General features: G+C 70.2%; 10 protein-coding genes. 4 read left to right on the top strand and 6 right to left on the bottom strand.

Annotated features, from left to right (window positions below; translation table 11 throughout):
* Nucleotides 1–134: 134 nt before the first annotated feature.
* From P2Q00_RS21720 to P2Q00_RS21740, 5 genes are all read right to left on the bottom strand, one after another.
* On the bottom strand, nucleotides 135–755 hold the full coding sequence (locus P2Q00_RS21720) for a GTP-binding protein (RefSeq protein WP_275774284.1): 621 nt from the start codon (nucleotides 753–755) through the stop codon (nucleotides 135–137).
* Nucleotides 736–1,167, bottom strand: coding sequence for a DUF742 domain-containing protein (locus tag P2Q00_RS21725; RefSeq protein ID WP_275774286.1), 432 nt, complete (start codon nucleotides 1,165–1,167; stop codon nucleotides 736–738). The genes P2Q00_RS21720 and P2Q00_RS21725 overlap by 20 nt, the downstream gene beginning before the upstream one ends.
* Nucleotides 1,164–1,571: a roadblock/LC7 domain-containing protein gene (locus tag P2Q00_RS21730; RefSeq protein ID WP_016434374.1), complete on the bottom strand. Its 408-nt coding sequence runs from the start codon at nucleotides 1,569–1,571 to the stop codon at nucleotides 1,164–1,166. The genes P2Q00_RS21725 and P2Q00_RS21730 overlap by 4 nt, the downstream gene beginning before the upstream one ends.
* The gene (locus tag P2Q00_RS21735; RefSeq protein WP_275774287.1) at nucleotides 1,568–3,160 is read right to left on the bottom strand and encodes an ATP-binding protein; all 1,593 of its coding nucleotides are present in this window, start codon (nucleotides 3,158–3,160) and stop codon (nucleotides 1,568–1,570) included. The genes P2Q00_RS21730 and P2Q00_RS21735 overlap by 4 nt, the downstream gene beginning before the upstream one ends.
* Before the next feature lie 296 nt (nucleotides 3,161–3,456).
* Nucleotides 3,457–4,092 (bottom strand): TetR/AcrR family transcriptional regulator, encoded by a 636-nt coding sequence (locus P2Q00_RS21740; protein ID WP_275774288.1) that lies wholly within the window; start codon nucleotides 4,090–4,092, stop codon nucleotides 3,457–3,459.
* Between the two features lie 376 nt (nucleotides 4,093–4,468).
* On the opposite strand from P2Q00_RS21740, the gene P2Q00_RS21745 reads away from it, so the two are divergent.
* Genes P2Q00_RS21745 through atzF form a run of 4 tightly spaced genes read left to right on the top strand, consistent with a single transcriptional unit; the run spans nucleotide 4,469 to nucleotide 11,095 of the window.
* On the top strand, nucleotides 4,469–5,293 hold the full coding sequence (locus P2Q00_RS21745) for an urea amidolyase associated protein UAAP1 (protein ID WP_275774289.1): 825 nt from the start codon (nucleotides 4,469–4,471) through the stop codon (nucleotides 5,291–5,293).
* Nucleotides 5,290–5,913 (top strand): urea amidolyase associated protein UAAP2, encoded by a 624-nt coding sequence (locus P2Q00_RS21750; RefSeq protein WP_275774290.1) that lies wholly within the window; start codon nucleotides 5,290–5,292, stop codon nucleotides 5,911–5,913. The genes P2Q00_RS21745 and P2Q00_RS21750 overlap by 4 nt, the downstream gene beginning before the upstream one ends.
* A complete protein-coding gene (locus P2Q00_RS21755) occupies nucleotides 5,910–9,422 on the top strand; it encodes a 5-oxoprolinase/urea amidolyase family protein (RefSeq protein ID WP_275774291.1) in 3,513 nt (1,170 codons plus the stop codon). Before P2Q00_RS21750 ends, P2Q00_RS21755 begins: the two co-directional genes overlap by 4 nt.
* Before the next feature lie 5 nt (nucleotides 9,423–9,427).
* Entirely contained in the window at nucleotides 9,428–11,095 is a 1,668-nt protein-coding gene (atzF, locus tag P2Q00_RS21760; protein ID WP_275774432.1) for an allophanate hydrolase, read from the top strand.
* Nucleotides 11,096–11,361: 266 nt separating this feature from the next.
* On the opposite strand, the gene P2Q00_RS21765 is transcribed toward atzF, so the two are convergent.
* Complete coding sequence (locus P2Q00_RS21765) at nucleotides 11,362–14,223, bottom strand: DEAD/DEAH box helicase (RefSeq protein ID WP_275774292.1); 2,862 nt, start codon at nucleotides 14,221–14,223, stop codon at nucleotides 11,362–11,364.
* Nucleotides 14,224–14,252: the final 29 nt, after the last annotated feature.

The raw sequence follows: 14,252 nt of genomic DNA on the forward strand, positions 1-14,252 counted from the left end.
GCTCCGAAGCTGAAGTGGATCCGGTGTAAAAGAGGTGATGGGCTCCCCCGGTCCGGGCGGTTCGACCGAAGCCGGGAACGTGGGGGAGGTCGTGCGCGGGGCAGGGCGGCCGTACCCCTCGACCGATGTGCGGCTCACGTGGGGGCCTTTGCTCTCGCCAGTGAGTGCAGGAAGCGCAGCAGCGTCATCAGGACGTCCCGGCTGGAGGCCCGGCGGCGCGCGTCACAGTCGATGATCGGGATCTCCTCGGCGAGGTCGAGTGCGGTGCGCAGGTCGGCAATGGGGTAACGGGGCGCGTCCGGGAAGGAGTTGACGGCGATCACGAAGGGCACGCCGCGCTCCTCCAGCCGCCCTATGACGTCGAAGCTGACCTCCAGCCGACGGGTGTCGATCAGCACGACCGCGCCCAGCGCGCCCTCGAACAGGCCGTTCCACAGGAACCAGAAGCGTTCCTGGCCGGGCGTGCCGAAGAGGTACAGCACCAGCTGGTCGGTGATGCTGATGCGGCCGAAGTCCATGGCGACGGTGGTGGCCGTCTTGGACTCGGAGCCGTAGTTGTCGTCGACCCCGACGCCGGCCTGCGTCATGGTCTCCTCGGTGGTCAGCGGCCTGATCTCGCTGACCGAGCCGACCATCGTCGTCTTGCCGACTCCGAAGCCGCCCACGATCACGATCTTCACCGCGGCCTGGGCCGTGTGCGGCAGATGATCCTCTGTCCGTGGTCCGGGGATGGTGTCAGAGCCTTTGAAGTCCATGCATCACCGCTTCGAGGAGGGAACGGTCGGGAAGCGCCTGCCGCACGATCGGGGCGCGCGCGTGCACCAGTTCTGTCGTCAGCATGTCGGTGAGCAGCACGGTCACCACGCTGAACGGCAGGCTCAGATAGGCCGAGAGCTCGGCCACCGAGAGGGGGGCCGTGCAGAGCCGGAGCATCGCCGTCTGCTCCGGAGTGGCGGAAGGCGGCGGGTCGGCGCGCGCCACGATTAACGTGACCAGGTCGATGTCGGCGCGTTCCCCGTCCGGCCCGGCGACGACGTAGAGCCGCTCCGGGGCCTTCGCGTCACCCTCTTTGCCTTCTTTGCCTTCTTTGCCTTCTTTGAAAGGTGCCGGGGGAGGTTCTGGGGTGTCTTGACCGGGGTATCGCCGTCGGCGTTGCGGAGGAGTCATACGGTCTGCCCATTGCGCCGGGGCGGACTGGTGAGATGGGCCCCGATGCGTACGACGAGATCGCGCATGCGGTTGCTCATCAGGCCGGGTTCGGCGACCACGTCGGAGAGCACCGCGAGGTAGGCGTTGGCTCCGGCGGCCATCAGATAGAAGTAGCCGCCGTTGATCTCGATGATGACCAGCTTCATCCGGCCGTCGCTGCCCGGGATCTCGTGGGCGACGGCGCCCGCCAGGCTCTGCAGGCCCGCGCAGGCCGCGGCCACGCGGTCGGCGGCGTCCGGATCACCCCCGTAGCGAGCAATGCGCAGGCCGTCGGCGGAGAGCACCACGATCATCTCGATGCCCGGTACTCCGTCGGCGAGATCCTTGAGCATCCAGTCGAAGTTGGCTCGCTGCTGGATCACGTGTGGTCCCTCTCGTCGTCGGCCTCGATACGGGCCGGCTCTGTGGTCGGCTGGGTGAATGCGGTCGGGTCGGGGTCGCCTTTGAGCCCCTCCCAGAACGCCTCGACCCACAGCCCGGGTTCGGGTTCCTTCGTCTCCGGCTCGGGTTCGGGCACCGGCGACGCCCACGCGGGCCGGGTCGCCCGGGCCTCCCGCTCCGCCTCTTCGGCGGCGGCCTGTTCGGCGTACCGCTGGCTGAGCGGGATCTTGACCCGGCTGCGCCGCTGCGGCAGGCCGCCCGCGGTCCACTCGGTGACCTCGGGGACCTCGTCCTCCATGGACACGCCGGCCGGAATGCGCGGGCTGGTGGGACGCCGCCTCTTCGGTGCGCGCTTGGGACCTTCGAGCGCACCGAGTTCGAGCTTGGGTGCCGCGGTCGCGCCGATGCCGTGGGCGAGGCCGGGCGCGGTGTCGCTGGTCATCATCACGCGCGGCACGACGAGGACGGCGCGGACACCGCCGTACGCGGAGGAGCGCAGCGAGATCTGCATGTCGTACGCCTTGCACAGGCGGCCCACGACAGCCAGGCCCAGCCGGGGGGAATCGCCGAGTTCCTGGAGGTCGACGCCGGCCTTGGCGCGCTCCAGCATGGTCTCGGCCTTGGCGCGGGCCTCCTCGCTGAGGCTGACGCCGGCATCTTCGATCTCGATGGCGACGCCGGTCTGCACCTCGGTTGCGATGACGTGCACCTTGGTCTGCGGCGGCGAGTAGCGCGTGGCGTTGTCGAGGAGTTCGGCGCAGGCGTGGATGACCGGCTCGACGGAGATACCGCTGATGTTGACCTTGGCGATGTTGTCCAGCGAGATGCGCCGGTACTCCAGGATCCGGGACATGGCGCCGCGCAGCACGCTGTACAGCGGTACGGGCTGCGGCCACTGCCGTCCGGGGCGGCCGCCGCCGAGCACCGCGACGGAGTCGGCGAGGCGGCCGATCAGCGCGGTGCCGTGGTCGATGCGCAGCAGGTCGTCGAAGACCTCGGGGTTGCGGCCGTGGTCCTCCTCCATCTCCCGGAGTTCCTTGGCCTGTTGGTGCACGATCGCCTGGACGCGGCGGGCGATGTTGACGAAGGAGCGCTGCGAGGAGTCCCGCAGGGCTTCCTCGTTGTCGATGATGTCGAGCATCCGCTTGACCACCGCCACCTGGGCTTTGGGCAGTTCGCGGTAGGCGGGGTCGATGTCGCCGAGCCGGCGGATCACCTCTCTGGGCGGAGTCCCGCCACGCAGGTACTCGATGGCGGCAGGCAGGATCTCGTGCGCGAGGCGGTGCATCTCCTGGTCGTGTCCGGAGATGCGCCGTTCGAGATACGCACTGTGACGGGCGCTCTCCTCGCGCACCGCCCGCAGGGTACGGCCGCGGCGCACCGCTTCGGCCGCCGTCGCGATGACCAGGAGCGTGGCGACGGCGCCGCACCAGACGACGGCCGCCCGGGCCGGCACGGTCACCAGGGCGACGGCTGCTCCGGTCGCTGCGGCCATCACTATGGCGGGCAGCAACAGCACGCGCGCGTACGGAAGTTCACGGCGCCCGGGAGGGGATTGAACACTCACCATGTAGGCCCTCTGAAAAAGATCGGCTGGGTGTCTGGGGAGCTTGCAAGTGGGGTACGCATGGGACTGCGCTGGATCTTCGGTATTTTTGGGAACAAGCGCACGAATACACCTCAACTCGGTGCGCTGCGGGCGAGCTTAGTCCGACCGGATCATCGCCGTGTCATATTCAGCAAGCACCTGAAATGAGCCCGGGCCAAGGGGTACCCTCGGCTCCATTTACACGCTCAGGACCCATTCGAACACGGTGTGTCACGGCGTACAGGCATACGAAAACAACTCACCGTGACGAGTGAAGTTCAGATACCGGCGATCCGCAGGGCCGCATCGGCCGTTGCCTCCGCGAACACCGACACCGGGCGCTCGGGGTCGGAGCGGTGCACGAGGATCACGCCCTCGATCAGACCGAACAACAGGTCCGTACGGAGATCGAGCTCGCTCTTGGCGAGCGCACTCCCGGCGGCCGTGGCGGCGAGCAACTGCCGGTAGGCGTCCTTGAGTTCGGCGCGCACCGCATGGAAGCCGGCGAACCGCTCGGCGTGCACCTCGGGCAGCAGATAGAGCCCGCCGAGGTTGTGCGGGCCGCCGCACAGCAGCTCCACATCCGTCCGGCACAGCTCCCACAGCCGGTCCTCGGGCGGTGCCGCATCCTCGGCGAGGAGCTGTCGGGCGTAGGCCAGCGAGGGCGTGACCGTGGACTCCAGGAGCTCGGCGAGGAGCTCCTCCTTGCCGGATACGTAGTGGTACATGGAAGCCTGCCGCATGCCCGCGCGCTCGGCGACCGCACGGGTGGTCGTGGCCGCATAGCCGCGGGTGGTGAACAACTCGGCGGCCGCGGCGAGCAGTTCGTCGCGCGGCTGCAGCCCGCTGTCCGGCCGCTGCACGACCCGCGGCCTACCGACCCGTCGGCCGCCTCCTCCACCCGGCGTTCCCATGCGTTCGATCCTCGCATACGGCTATGCGGGGCGATCCCCGGGCGATCTGCGGGCGAGCCCCGGGCGGCTTGCGGGGGTCCCCGGGCGGCCTCCGGGCGGCCCCAAGGCGAACTCCGGCCATCTCCGAGCACCCTCCGACCATCTCCGGGCACCTCCGGACGACCTCCGAGCGGCCTCCCGGCGGCCAAGGACGACCTCCGGCCACCTCCGGGTGCCCTCCGACCAGCGCTCAGGCCATCTACGGACGGCCCTCGTGAGGCCCCGGTAACCCACCGGCAACGCGCGGGCAATGCCTGCGACCCGCCCGCCTCCTAATTTCTGTCGGGCGACAGAAATAACCCCGGAAGAGACAACCCCCGGAGCCGGAGGTCCCGCGATGGCGACAGCGACCACATACGGAGCCCGCGATCACGCACGCGCCCAGGAGGGCACACGCGCCGAGGCCATGCCCGTCGTCCCGTCCGCCGCCTGGCCGGACCCGCCCTGCGAGGCGGGCCACCTGGTCTGGGCCGAGACGGTGGCGGGCGGCAACTACACCCACCGGGTGCTGGCCCGGGGTACGGAGCTGCGCCTGACCGACCTGCACGGCGACGCCTGCGCGCATCTGCTGCTGTACGTCGCCGACCGGCCCTGGGAGCGGCTGAACGTCGCCGACACGGTGAAGGTCCAGTGGAACGCCTACCTCGGCGAGGGGCAGCTGCTCCTGTCCGACCAGGGCCGCGTCCTCGCGAGTGTCGTCGCCGACACCTCGGGGCGGCACGACGCGCTGTGCGGCACCTCCACCCTCGTACGCAACACGGAGCGGTACGGCGACGGCACCCCGCAGTGCCCCTCGCCCGCAGGCCGCGAGCTGTTCAAGCTGGCGGCCGCGAAGAACGGCCTGCAGCCGCGCGATCTGCCGCCCTCCCTCTCCTTCTTCCAGGGCGTCGAGGTACGCGAGGACGGCAGCCTGGACTTCACCGGCTCCGCCGGCCCCGGCGGCAGCGTCACCCTCCGCGCCGAGCAGGACGTCACCGTGCTGATCGCCAATGTGCCGCACCCGGCCGACCCGCGCCCCGACTACGTCAGCACCCCGCTGGAGGTCCTCGCCTGGCGCGCCGCGCCGACCGAACCCGGCGCCCCGCTGTGGGAGGCCACGCCCGAGGGCCGCCGCGCCTTCCTGAACACCGCCGAATTCCTTGCCGCGAGGGGGCTCGCATGAGCACGGGCACACCAACGACCGGGCACACGACCGTCGTTGCGGCACGCGCCGCCTGGTCGTCCGTCGTCCGCACGGGCGAGACGCTCACCATCACCGACCTGCACGGCAACCAGGCCGTCGACTTCCTCGTCTACGACGCCCACGACACATCGGTCCGCTACAGCGCGCCCGACACCATCCACGCGCAGGGCAACATCTTCCTGACCACGGGCAGCGTGCTGATGAGCAATGAGCACACCCCGCTCATGACCGTCGTCGACGACGAGGTGGGCCGCCACGACACGGTCGGCGGCGCCTGCTCCAAGGAGTCGAACACCCTGCGCTACGGCCACCACACCTGGTCCCAGCACGCGTGCGTGGACAACTTCCTTGCGGAGGGCGCCCGTTACGGCCTGGGCAAACGCGACCTGGTCTCCAACATCAACTGGTACATGAACGTGCCCGTCGAGAAGGACGGCACCCTCGGCATCGTCGACGGCCTCTCGGCGCCGGGCCTGAAACTGACCCTGCGCGCCGAGCGCGACGTCCTCGTCCTGGTCTCCAACTGCCCCCAGATCAACAACCCCTGCAACGGCTTCGAGCCGACGGCCGTGGAGATGACGATCGGGGTCACTGGATGACCTTCGACACGCTGCTCGTCGCCAACCGGGGCGAGATCGCGGCCCGGATCATCCGCACGGCCCGCGAACTGGGCCTGCGCACGGTCGCCGTGTACTCCGACCCGGACCGCTCCGCACCCCACGTACGGCTCGCCGACGAGGCGGTGCGGCTCGGCCCGGCGCCCGCGAAGGAGTCGTATCTCGACGCCGACCTGGTGCTGAAGGCGGCCAAGGACACCGGCGCGGGAGCGATCCACCCGGGCTACGGCTTCCTGTCCGAGGACGCGGCCTTCGCGCGCCGCTGCGAGGACGCCGGAATCGTGTTCGTCGGCCCGACGCCCGGGCAGCTGGAGCTGTTCGGCGCCAAGCACACGGCGCGGGCGGCGGCCGAGGCGGCGGGGGTGCCACTGGCCCCGGGGACGGGCCTGCTGGAGTCGCCGGCCGAGGCACTCGCACAGGCATCGGCGATCGGCTACCCGGTGATGCTCAAGGCGACCGGCGGTGGCGGCGGTATCGGTATGTCGGCATGTCGGTCCGCCGACGAACTGACCGACGCCTGGGACCGGGTGCAGCGTGTCGCCGCCGCCTCCTTCTCCTCCGCCGGCGTCTTCCTTGAACGCCTGGTCGAACACGCCCGCCATGTCGAGGTACAGGTCTTCGGCGACGGCGAGGGCCGCGTCGTCACCTTCGGCGACCGCGACTGCTCCCTCCAGCGCCGCAACCAGAAGGTCCTGGAGGAGGCCCCGGCGCCGGGCCTCCCCGCTCACATACGCCACCAACTGGCCGCATCCGCCCGCGACTTGTGTGCCTCCGTCGACTACCGCTCCGCCGGAACCGTCGAGTTCGTCTACGACGCCGCCCGCGAGGAGGCGTACTTCCTGGAGGTCAACACCCGCCTCCAGGTGGAGCATCCGGTCACGGAGGAGATCTACGGCGTCGACCTCGTCGCCTGGATGCTGCGCCTGGCCCGCGGCGACTCCGACGTCGTACGCGAGCCGGGCGCCCCCCGCGGCCACGCCGTCGAGGCCCGCCTCTACGCCGAGGACCCCTCACGCGAACACCGCCCAAGCGCCGGCCTGTTGACGAGGGTCGAGTTCCCGCCGGGCGTCCGCGTCGACGGCTGGGTGGAGAGCGGCACGGAAGTGACGACGTCGTACGACCCCATGCTCGCCAAGGTCATCGCGTACGGCCCCGACCGCGCCCATGCGCTCCAAAGGCTCGACGAGGCGCTGGCCCGCACCCGCGTCGACGGCATCGAGACCAACCTGGGCCTGGTCCGCGCGGCCCTCGCAGACCCGGACTTCAAGGCCGCCGCCCACTCCACGGCTACCCTCGCCGCCGTCTCCGACCCGACCCCGCGTATCGAGGTCGTCTCCGGCGGCACCCTCACCACGGTGCAGGACTGGCCGGGCCGCACCGGCCACTGGCAGGTCGGCGTGCCTCCGTGCGGCCCGATGGACGACCTGTCCTTCCGGCTCGGCAACCGGGCCCTCGGCAACCACGAGGGCGCCCCGGGCCTCGAATGCACGCTCCAGGGACCTTCGTTGAGGTTCACGCACCCGACGACCGTGTGCGTGACGGGCGCTCCCGCCGAGGTCACCCTCGACGGCACACCGGTCGCGCAGTGGGAGCCGGTGACGGTGCCCGCAGGTGCCGTACTGGAGATCGGCGCACCGACACGGCACGGCCTGCGCACCTATGTGCTCTTCGCCGGCGGCCTGGACATCCCGGCCTTCCTCGGCAGCACAAGCACCTTCACACTGGGCCGCTTCGGCGGGCACGGCGGCCGGGCGCTGCGTACCGGCGATGTGCTGCACGGCGGTACGGTCGCCGACGGCGCCCCGGTACCTACCAAGGACCGCCCGTCCTTCACCGCCCTATGGCACGTCGGCGCGGTCGAAGGCCCCCATGCAGCACCGGAGTTCTTCACCGAGGAGGACATCCGCGACTTCTACGCCGCCGGCTGGAAGGTCCACTTCAACTCGGCCCGCACGGGCGTACGACTGGTCGGCCCCAAGCCGCGCTGGGCGCGCACCGACGGCGGCGAGGCGGGCCTGCACCCGTCCAACATCCACGACACCCCGTACTCCGTCGGCGCGGTCGACTACACCGGCGACATGCCGGTCCTGCTCGGCCCGGACGGCCCCTCGCTCGGCGGGTTCGTCTGCCCGGCGACGGTCCTGAGCGGAGAGCGCTGGAAACTGGGCCAGCTACGCCCGGGCGACACCGTCAACTTCGTCCCCGTACAGATCGACGGCTCCACACGCCCCGACATCGTGGACGGCGGCGTACTGGCCCGCGGCGGCGACATCACCTACCGCCGCAGCGGCGACGACAACCTGCTGGTCGAATTCGGCCCCATGCAGCTCGATCTGGCACTCCGCATGCGCGTCCACGCACTGATGGAAGCGGTGGCCGCCGACGGCCCCGAGGGCATCACGGACCTCACACCGGGCATCCGCTCCCTCCAGATCCAAACCGACCCGACCCGCCTCCCCCAGCACGAACTCCTCACCGCCGTACGGCAGATCACCGCAACGCTCCCGCCCACGGACGAACTCGTCGTCCCCTCCCGCACCGTCCATCTCCCCCTCTCCTGGGACGACCCGGCAACCCGCGAGGCGATCGCCCGCTACATGGCGGGCGTCCGCGACGACGCCCCCTGGTGCCCGTGGAACATCGAGTTCATCCGCCGGGTCAACGGCCTGGAGTCGGTGAACGACGTCTACGACACCGTCTTCGACGCCGAATATCTCGTACTGGGCCTGGGAGACGTGTACTTGGGCGCCCCGGTCGCGACCCCCCTCGACCCCCGCCACCGCCTGGTGACCACGAAGTACAACCCGGCACGCACCTGGACGGCCGAGAACTCGGTCGGCATCGGCGGAGCATACCTGTGCATCTACGGCATGGAAGGCCCCGGCGGCTACCAGTTCGTAGGCCGTACCACCCAGGTCTGGTCGGGCTGGCAGCAGCGGGGAGCCTTCGAGCCGGGCTCCCCCTGGCTGCTCCGCTTCTTCGACCGCATCAAGTGGTACCCGGTGGCCGCGGACGAACTCCTCGACCTACGCGCCGACATCACCTCCGGCCGCTTCGTGCCCCGCATCGAGGAGGGCACCTTCTCACTCGCCGACTATCAGTCCTTCCTGGCCGAACACGCCGAGTCCATAGCGGAGTTCAGGAAACGGCAGCAAGCGGCCTTCTCCGCGGAGCGGGACGCATGGGAGACAGCAGGCGAGTTCACCCGCGCCGAGACGGCCTCCGCACCACCGACTCCCCCGGCCGAGGTGACGGTCCCGCCGGGCGGCCGCCTGGTCGAGGCCGAATTCGCCGCATCCGTCTGGCAGTTGAACGTCGAGCAGGGCGACGAGGTGACGGCCGGACAGCCCCTGCTCGCCCTGGAGGCGATGAAGATGGAATCCAGGGTGCACGCGCCGATCGACGGCGTGGTGGCGGAGATCCTGGCCAGACCGGGCGACCAGGTGGAGGCGGGGACGGCACTGCTCGTCCTGGCCCCGGCTGCGCACTGAACCACATCGAGGAGCAAGAGATGTCCGCTGTGACCCGTGTCCGTGCCGCCTACGCCCGCATCGAGGCGGTGGACCGCCCCGAGATCTGGATCGACCTGCGCCCGCAGGCGGAGGTCGAGGCGGAGGCCCGGACGATCGACGCCCGCGTGGCAGCAGGCGAGCAACTCCCCCTCGCCGGACGCCTGTTCGCGGCAAAGGGCAACATCGACGTGGCCGGCCTGCCCACCACCGCGGGCTGCCCGGCGTACGCCTACGAGCCCGAGGCCGACGCCCCGGTGGTGGCCCGCCTGCGCACCGCCGGCGCGATCGTGCTGGGTACGACGAACCTGGACCAGTTCGCCACGGGCCTGGTGGGCACGCGCTCACCCCATGGCGCCGTGCGCAACGCCCACGACCCTTCCCGCATCAGCGGCGGCTCCAGCTCCGGTTCGGCGGTCGCCGTGGCCCTGGGCATCGTCGACCTCGCCCTGGGCACCGACACCGCGGGCTCGGGCCGGGTCCCGGCAGCCTTCAACGGCATAGTCGGCCTCAAGCCGACCCGAGGCCTGGTCCCGACAACAGGCGTGGTCCCGGCCTGCGCCTCGATCGACTGCGTAACAGTCTTCGCCCGCACCCTCCCGGAGGCCGAGCAGGCGCTGTCCTTCATGGCCGCCCCGCCGGACCGCGCACTCCCGCCGCTCCCCCAGCGCACACCGGGCCCGTGGCGCATAGCGGTCCCACCCCGAGAGCAGCTCGGCGAACTGGACGAGGGCTGGGCGGAAGCCTACGAGGCGGCGGTACGGCAGCTCGAAGCAGCCGGAGCCGACATCCGCACCCTCGACCTGACCCCCTTCACCGAGGCCGCGGCAATGCTCTACGAGGGCGCGTTCGTCGCCGAGCGCTACACAGCCGTAGGCGCCTTTGTCGACAAAGCAATCGCGGACGGCGCCAAGGGCCTCGACCCCACCGTCGCGGGCATCATCACCCGAGCCCGCGACATCCCGGCCCACCAGCTCTACGCCGACACCGACCGCCTGACCACCCTCCGCACCCGCGCCCTGGCCGAACTGTCCGACGCGGACGCCCTGTTGCTCCCCACCACCCCCGGCCACCCGACCCTCGCCGAGGTGGCCGCCGACCCCCTGACCGCCAACGCCCGCCTGGGCCGCTTCACCAACTCCACCAACCTCTTCGACCTGGCAGCGGTCGCCGCCCCGGCGGGCGAGGTAAACGCCCTGCCCTTCGGCGTGATGCTGATCGGCCCGGCATTCACGGACGAACGCCTGTCCCGCATCGCCGCACTGCTCCAACCGAACACCCAGCTGGCAGTAGTGGGCGCCCACCTCACAAACCAGCCCCTCAACCCCCAACTGCTCACCTTGGGCGCCCGCCTGGACCGCACGACCACCACAGCACCCCTCTACCACCTGCACGCCCTGAAGACGACGCCACCGAAGCCGGGCCTGGTCCACGTCGGAGACGAGAGCGGCGCACCGATCGAAACAGAAATCTGGACCCTCCCACCAGAGGGCCTCGGCCGCCTACTGGCAGCACTCCCCCGCCCGATGACCTTGGGCACCGTGGAACTGGCAGACGGCACCCAGGTCCCCGGCTTCCTGTGCGAACCATCAGCGCTGGCGGACACCGAGAACATCACGTCGTACGGCAGCTGGCGGGCATATCTCAACCGCTAGGCATTCGAACCGGCAAGCCGCGTACGGCGGAAAGGGGACGTGCCGGGGGGTGTCCGCCCGCAGCGGCGGGCGTCCACCCCCGAGCACAACACCAGGACACGGCACCGCCCGACCGAGGACGGACACCCCCCGGCGCGGCCCCGACCCCCAACACACCCGCAGGCGCTACGCGAACCCCCACCGAACCCGCAGGGGCCGCCGCAGGCACCAGGGGCGCGGGGAACGGCGCGCCAAGCCCCAACGCGCCCGCACCCGCCAATCGAACCTCACCCCACCGACGAGTAGGCCACAACCCCCCGCAGCAACAGATCAACAGCCTTGCGCGCATTCTTCGCGACAGTCGAGCCCTCTCCGCCGGATACGGGAGCCGCCGCCGAAATCTGCCCCAAAACGTCAATCACCTGCTTGCACCACCGCACAAAGTCCCCGGCCGGCATCTCAGCCTCCCGCAGCACCTCATCGAGCCCCTTCCCCCCGGCCCACATATACGCGGCCCACGCGAACCCGAGATCCGGCTCCCGCTGCCCCACCCCCTCGCTCTGGGTGATCCGGAAGTCCTCCTCCAGCGCATCCAGCCGCCCCCAGATCCGCACCATCTCCCCAAGCGCGGCCTTGGCCTTGCCCGACGGCAGCTTCGGCGCCATGGCGTCGTCGCCCACCCGCGCCTCGTACACCAACGCCGAGACGCAAGCAGCGAGTTCAGCGGGCCCGAGCCCCTCCCAGACACCCGCCCGCAGGCACTCACTGGCCAGCAGATCGAGCTCGCCGTACAGCCGCGCCAGCCGCTTCCCGTGCTCGGTGACCTCGTCACCCCGCAGATAGTCCAGCTCGGTCAGCAGCGCCACGATCCGGTCGAACGTCCGCGCGATCGTGTTGGTCCGGCCCTCGATACGACGCTCCAGCTGCGATGTGTCCCGCAGCAGCCGGTGATACCGCTCCGCCCAACGCGCATGGTCCTCACGCTCGTTGCACCCATGGCAGGGATGCGCCCGAAGGGCGGTCCGCAGCCGTGCGATCTCGCGGTCGTCGGCCGCCTGCGACCGCTTCTTCCGCGCCCGCTCCGGCGGAATGTGCCCGGCCTTGGTCCGCAACGCAGACGCAAGATCCCGACGCGACTGCGGCGACCGGGGATTGAAGGACTTCGGGATCCGCATCCGCTCCAACGCCTCGACCGGCACCGGGAAGTCCATCGAGGCCAGCCGCTTGACCTGCCGCTCCGCAGTCAGCACCAGCGGCCGCGGCCCGTCATGGTGCTCAAATCCACGATGCCCGTTCGACCGCCCCGCAGGCAGCCCAGGGTCCAACACCAGCGCAAGCCCCGCGTACTTGCCCGTCGGCACATGGATGACATCCCCCGGCTTGAGCTTCTCCAGCGCGACGGCCGCTTCGGCACGCCGCTCGACCGCACCCTGCCGGGCCAGCTCGGTCTCCCGGTCCTTGAGCTCCCGGCGCAGCCGCGCGTACTCCTCGAAATCGCCCAAGTGGCAGGTCATGGAGGCCTTGTAACCCTCCAGCCCCTCCTCATTGCGCTGCACCTGCCGCGAGATCCCGACGACCGACTTGTCCGCCTGGAACTGCGCGAACGACGTCTCCAGCAACTCCCGCGACCGATGCCGCCCGAACTGATCGACCAGATTGACCGCCATGTTGTACGACGGCTTGAAACTGGACCGCAGCGGATAAGTACGCGTACCCGCCAGCCCGGCCAGATGCTCAGGACTCATCCCGCGCTGCCACAGCACAACAGCGTGACCCTCGACGTCGATCCCCCGACGCCCCGCACGACCGGTCAACTGCGTGTACTCACCCGGCGTGATGTCCGCGTGCTGCTCGCCGTTCCACTTGACGAGCTTCTCCAACACGACCGAACGCGCAGGCATGTTGATGCCCAGAGCCAGCGTCTCCGTGGCGAACACGGCCTTCACCAGCCCCCGCACGAACAGCTCCTCGACGACCTCCTTGAACGTCGGCAGCATGCCCGCATGGTGGGCCGCGATACCGCGCTCCAGGCCCTCCAGCCACTCGTAGTAACCGAGGACATGCAGGTCCTCGCTCGGGATGGAGGCGGTGCGCTCCTCCACGAGGGAACGCACCCTCTCCCGCGCCTCGTCGTCATTGAGCCGCAGCCCGGCATACAGACACTGCTGTACGGCGGCCTCACAGGCGGCCCGGCTGAAAATGAACGTGATCGCGGGCAGCAGCCCCTCGGCGTCGAGCCGCTCGATGACCTCGGGGCGCCCGGGGGTCCACACCCGCGACCGCTGTCTGCGCTCCCGCTCGCGGTCGGCCTCGCGCATCGCCCGGCCCCGTCTGCGGTCCTGGTACGACGGCCGCTGGGCCTCCATGCGGGCCAGGCGGGTGAGGTCGGGGTTGACGGCCTTCTTGTGGCCCTCGCCCTCCTCGAACAGGTCGTACATCCGCCGCCCGGCCAGCACATGCTGGAACAGCGGCACGGGCCGGTGCTCGGAGACGATCACCTCGGTGTGGCCGCGGACGGTGTCGAGCCAGTCGCCGAACTCCTCGGCGTTGGAGACCGTCGCCGACAGCGAGACGAGTGTGACCGACTCGGGCAGGTGGATGATCACCTCTTCCCATACGGCACCGCGGAAGCGGTCGGAGAGGTAGTGCACCTCGTCCATGACCACGTACCCGAGGCCGAGGAGGGTCTGCGAGCCCGCATACAGCATGTTCCGCAGCACTTCGGTGGTCATCACGACCACCGAGGCGTCGGGGTTGATGCTGTTGTCGCCGGTGAGCAGCCCGACCATGCCGTCCCCGTAGCGGCGGCACAGGTCGGCGTACTTCTGGTTCGACAGCGCCTTGATGGGTGTCGTGTAGAAGCACTTCTTGCCCTGCATCAGCGCGAGGTGGACGGCGAACTCGCCCACAATCGTCTTGCCGGAGCCGGTGGGCGCGGCGACCAGCACGCCCTTGCCCGTTTCGAGTGCCTGGCAGGCCTCTATCTGGAACGGGTCGAGGCCGAAGTCGTACATCTCGCGGAAGGGGGCGAGCGCGGTGGCCTGATCGGCAGCGCGCCTGCGGGCAGCCGCGTACCGCTCAGCCGGGGAGAGGTCCTCTGTCATCGTGCTTTCGAGCGTACCGGGCCGCACTGACAACAGGACGATCATTATCCGTTCCGGCCCCCAGGGCCTGGCCG

The organism is Streptomyces coacervatus (assembly GCF_029223485.1).
Lineage (GTDB): Bacteria > Actinomycetota > Actinomycetes > Streptomycetales > Streptomycetaceae > Streptomyces > Streptomyces coacervatus.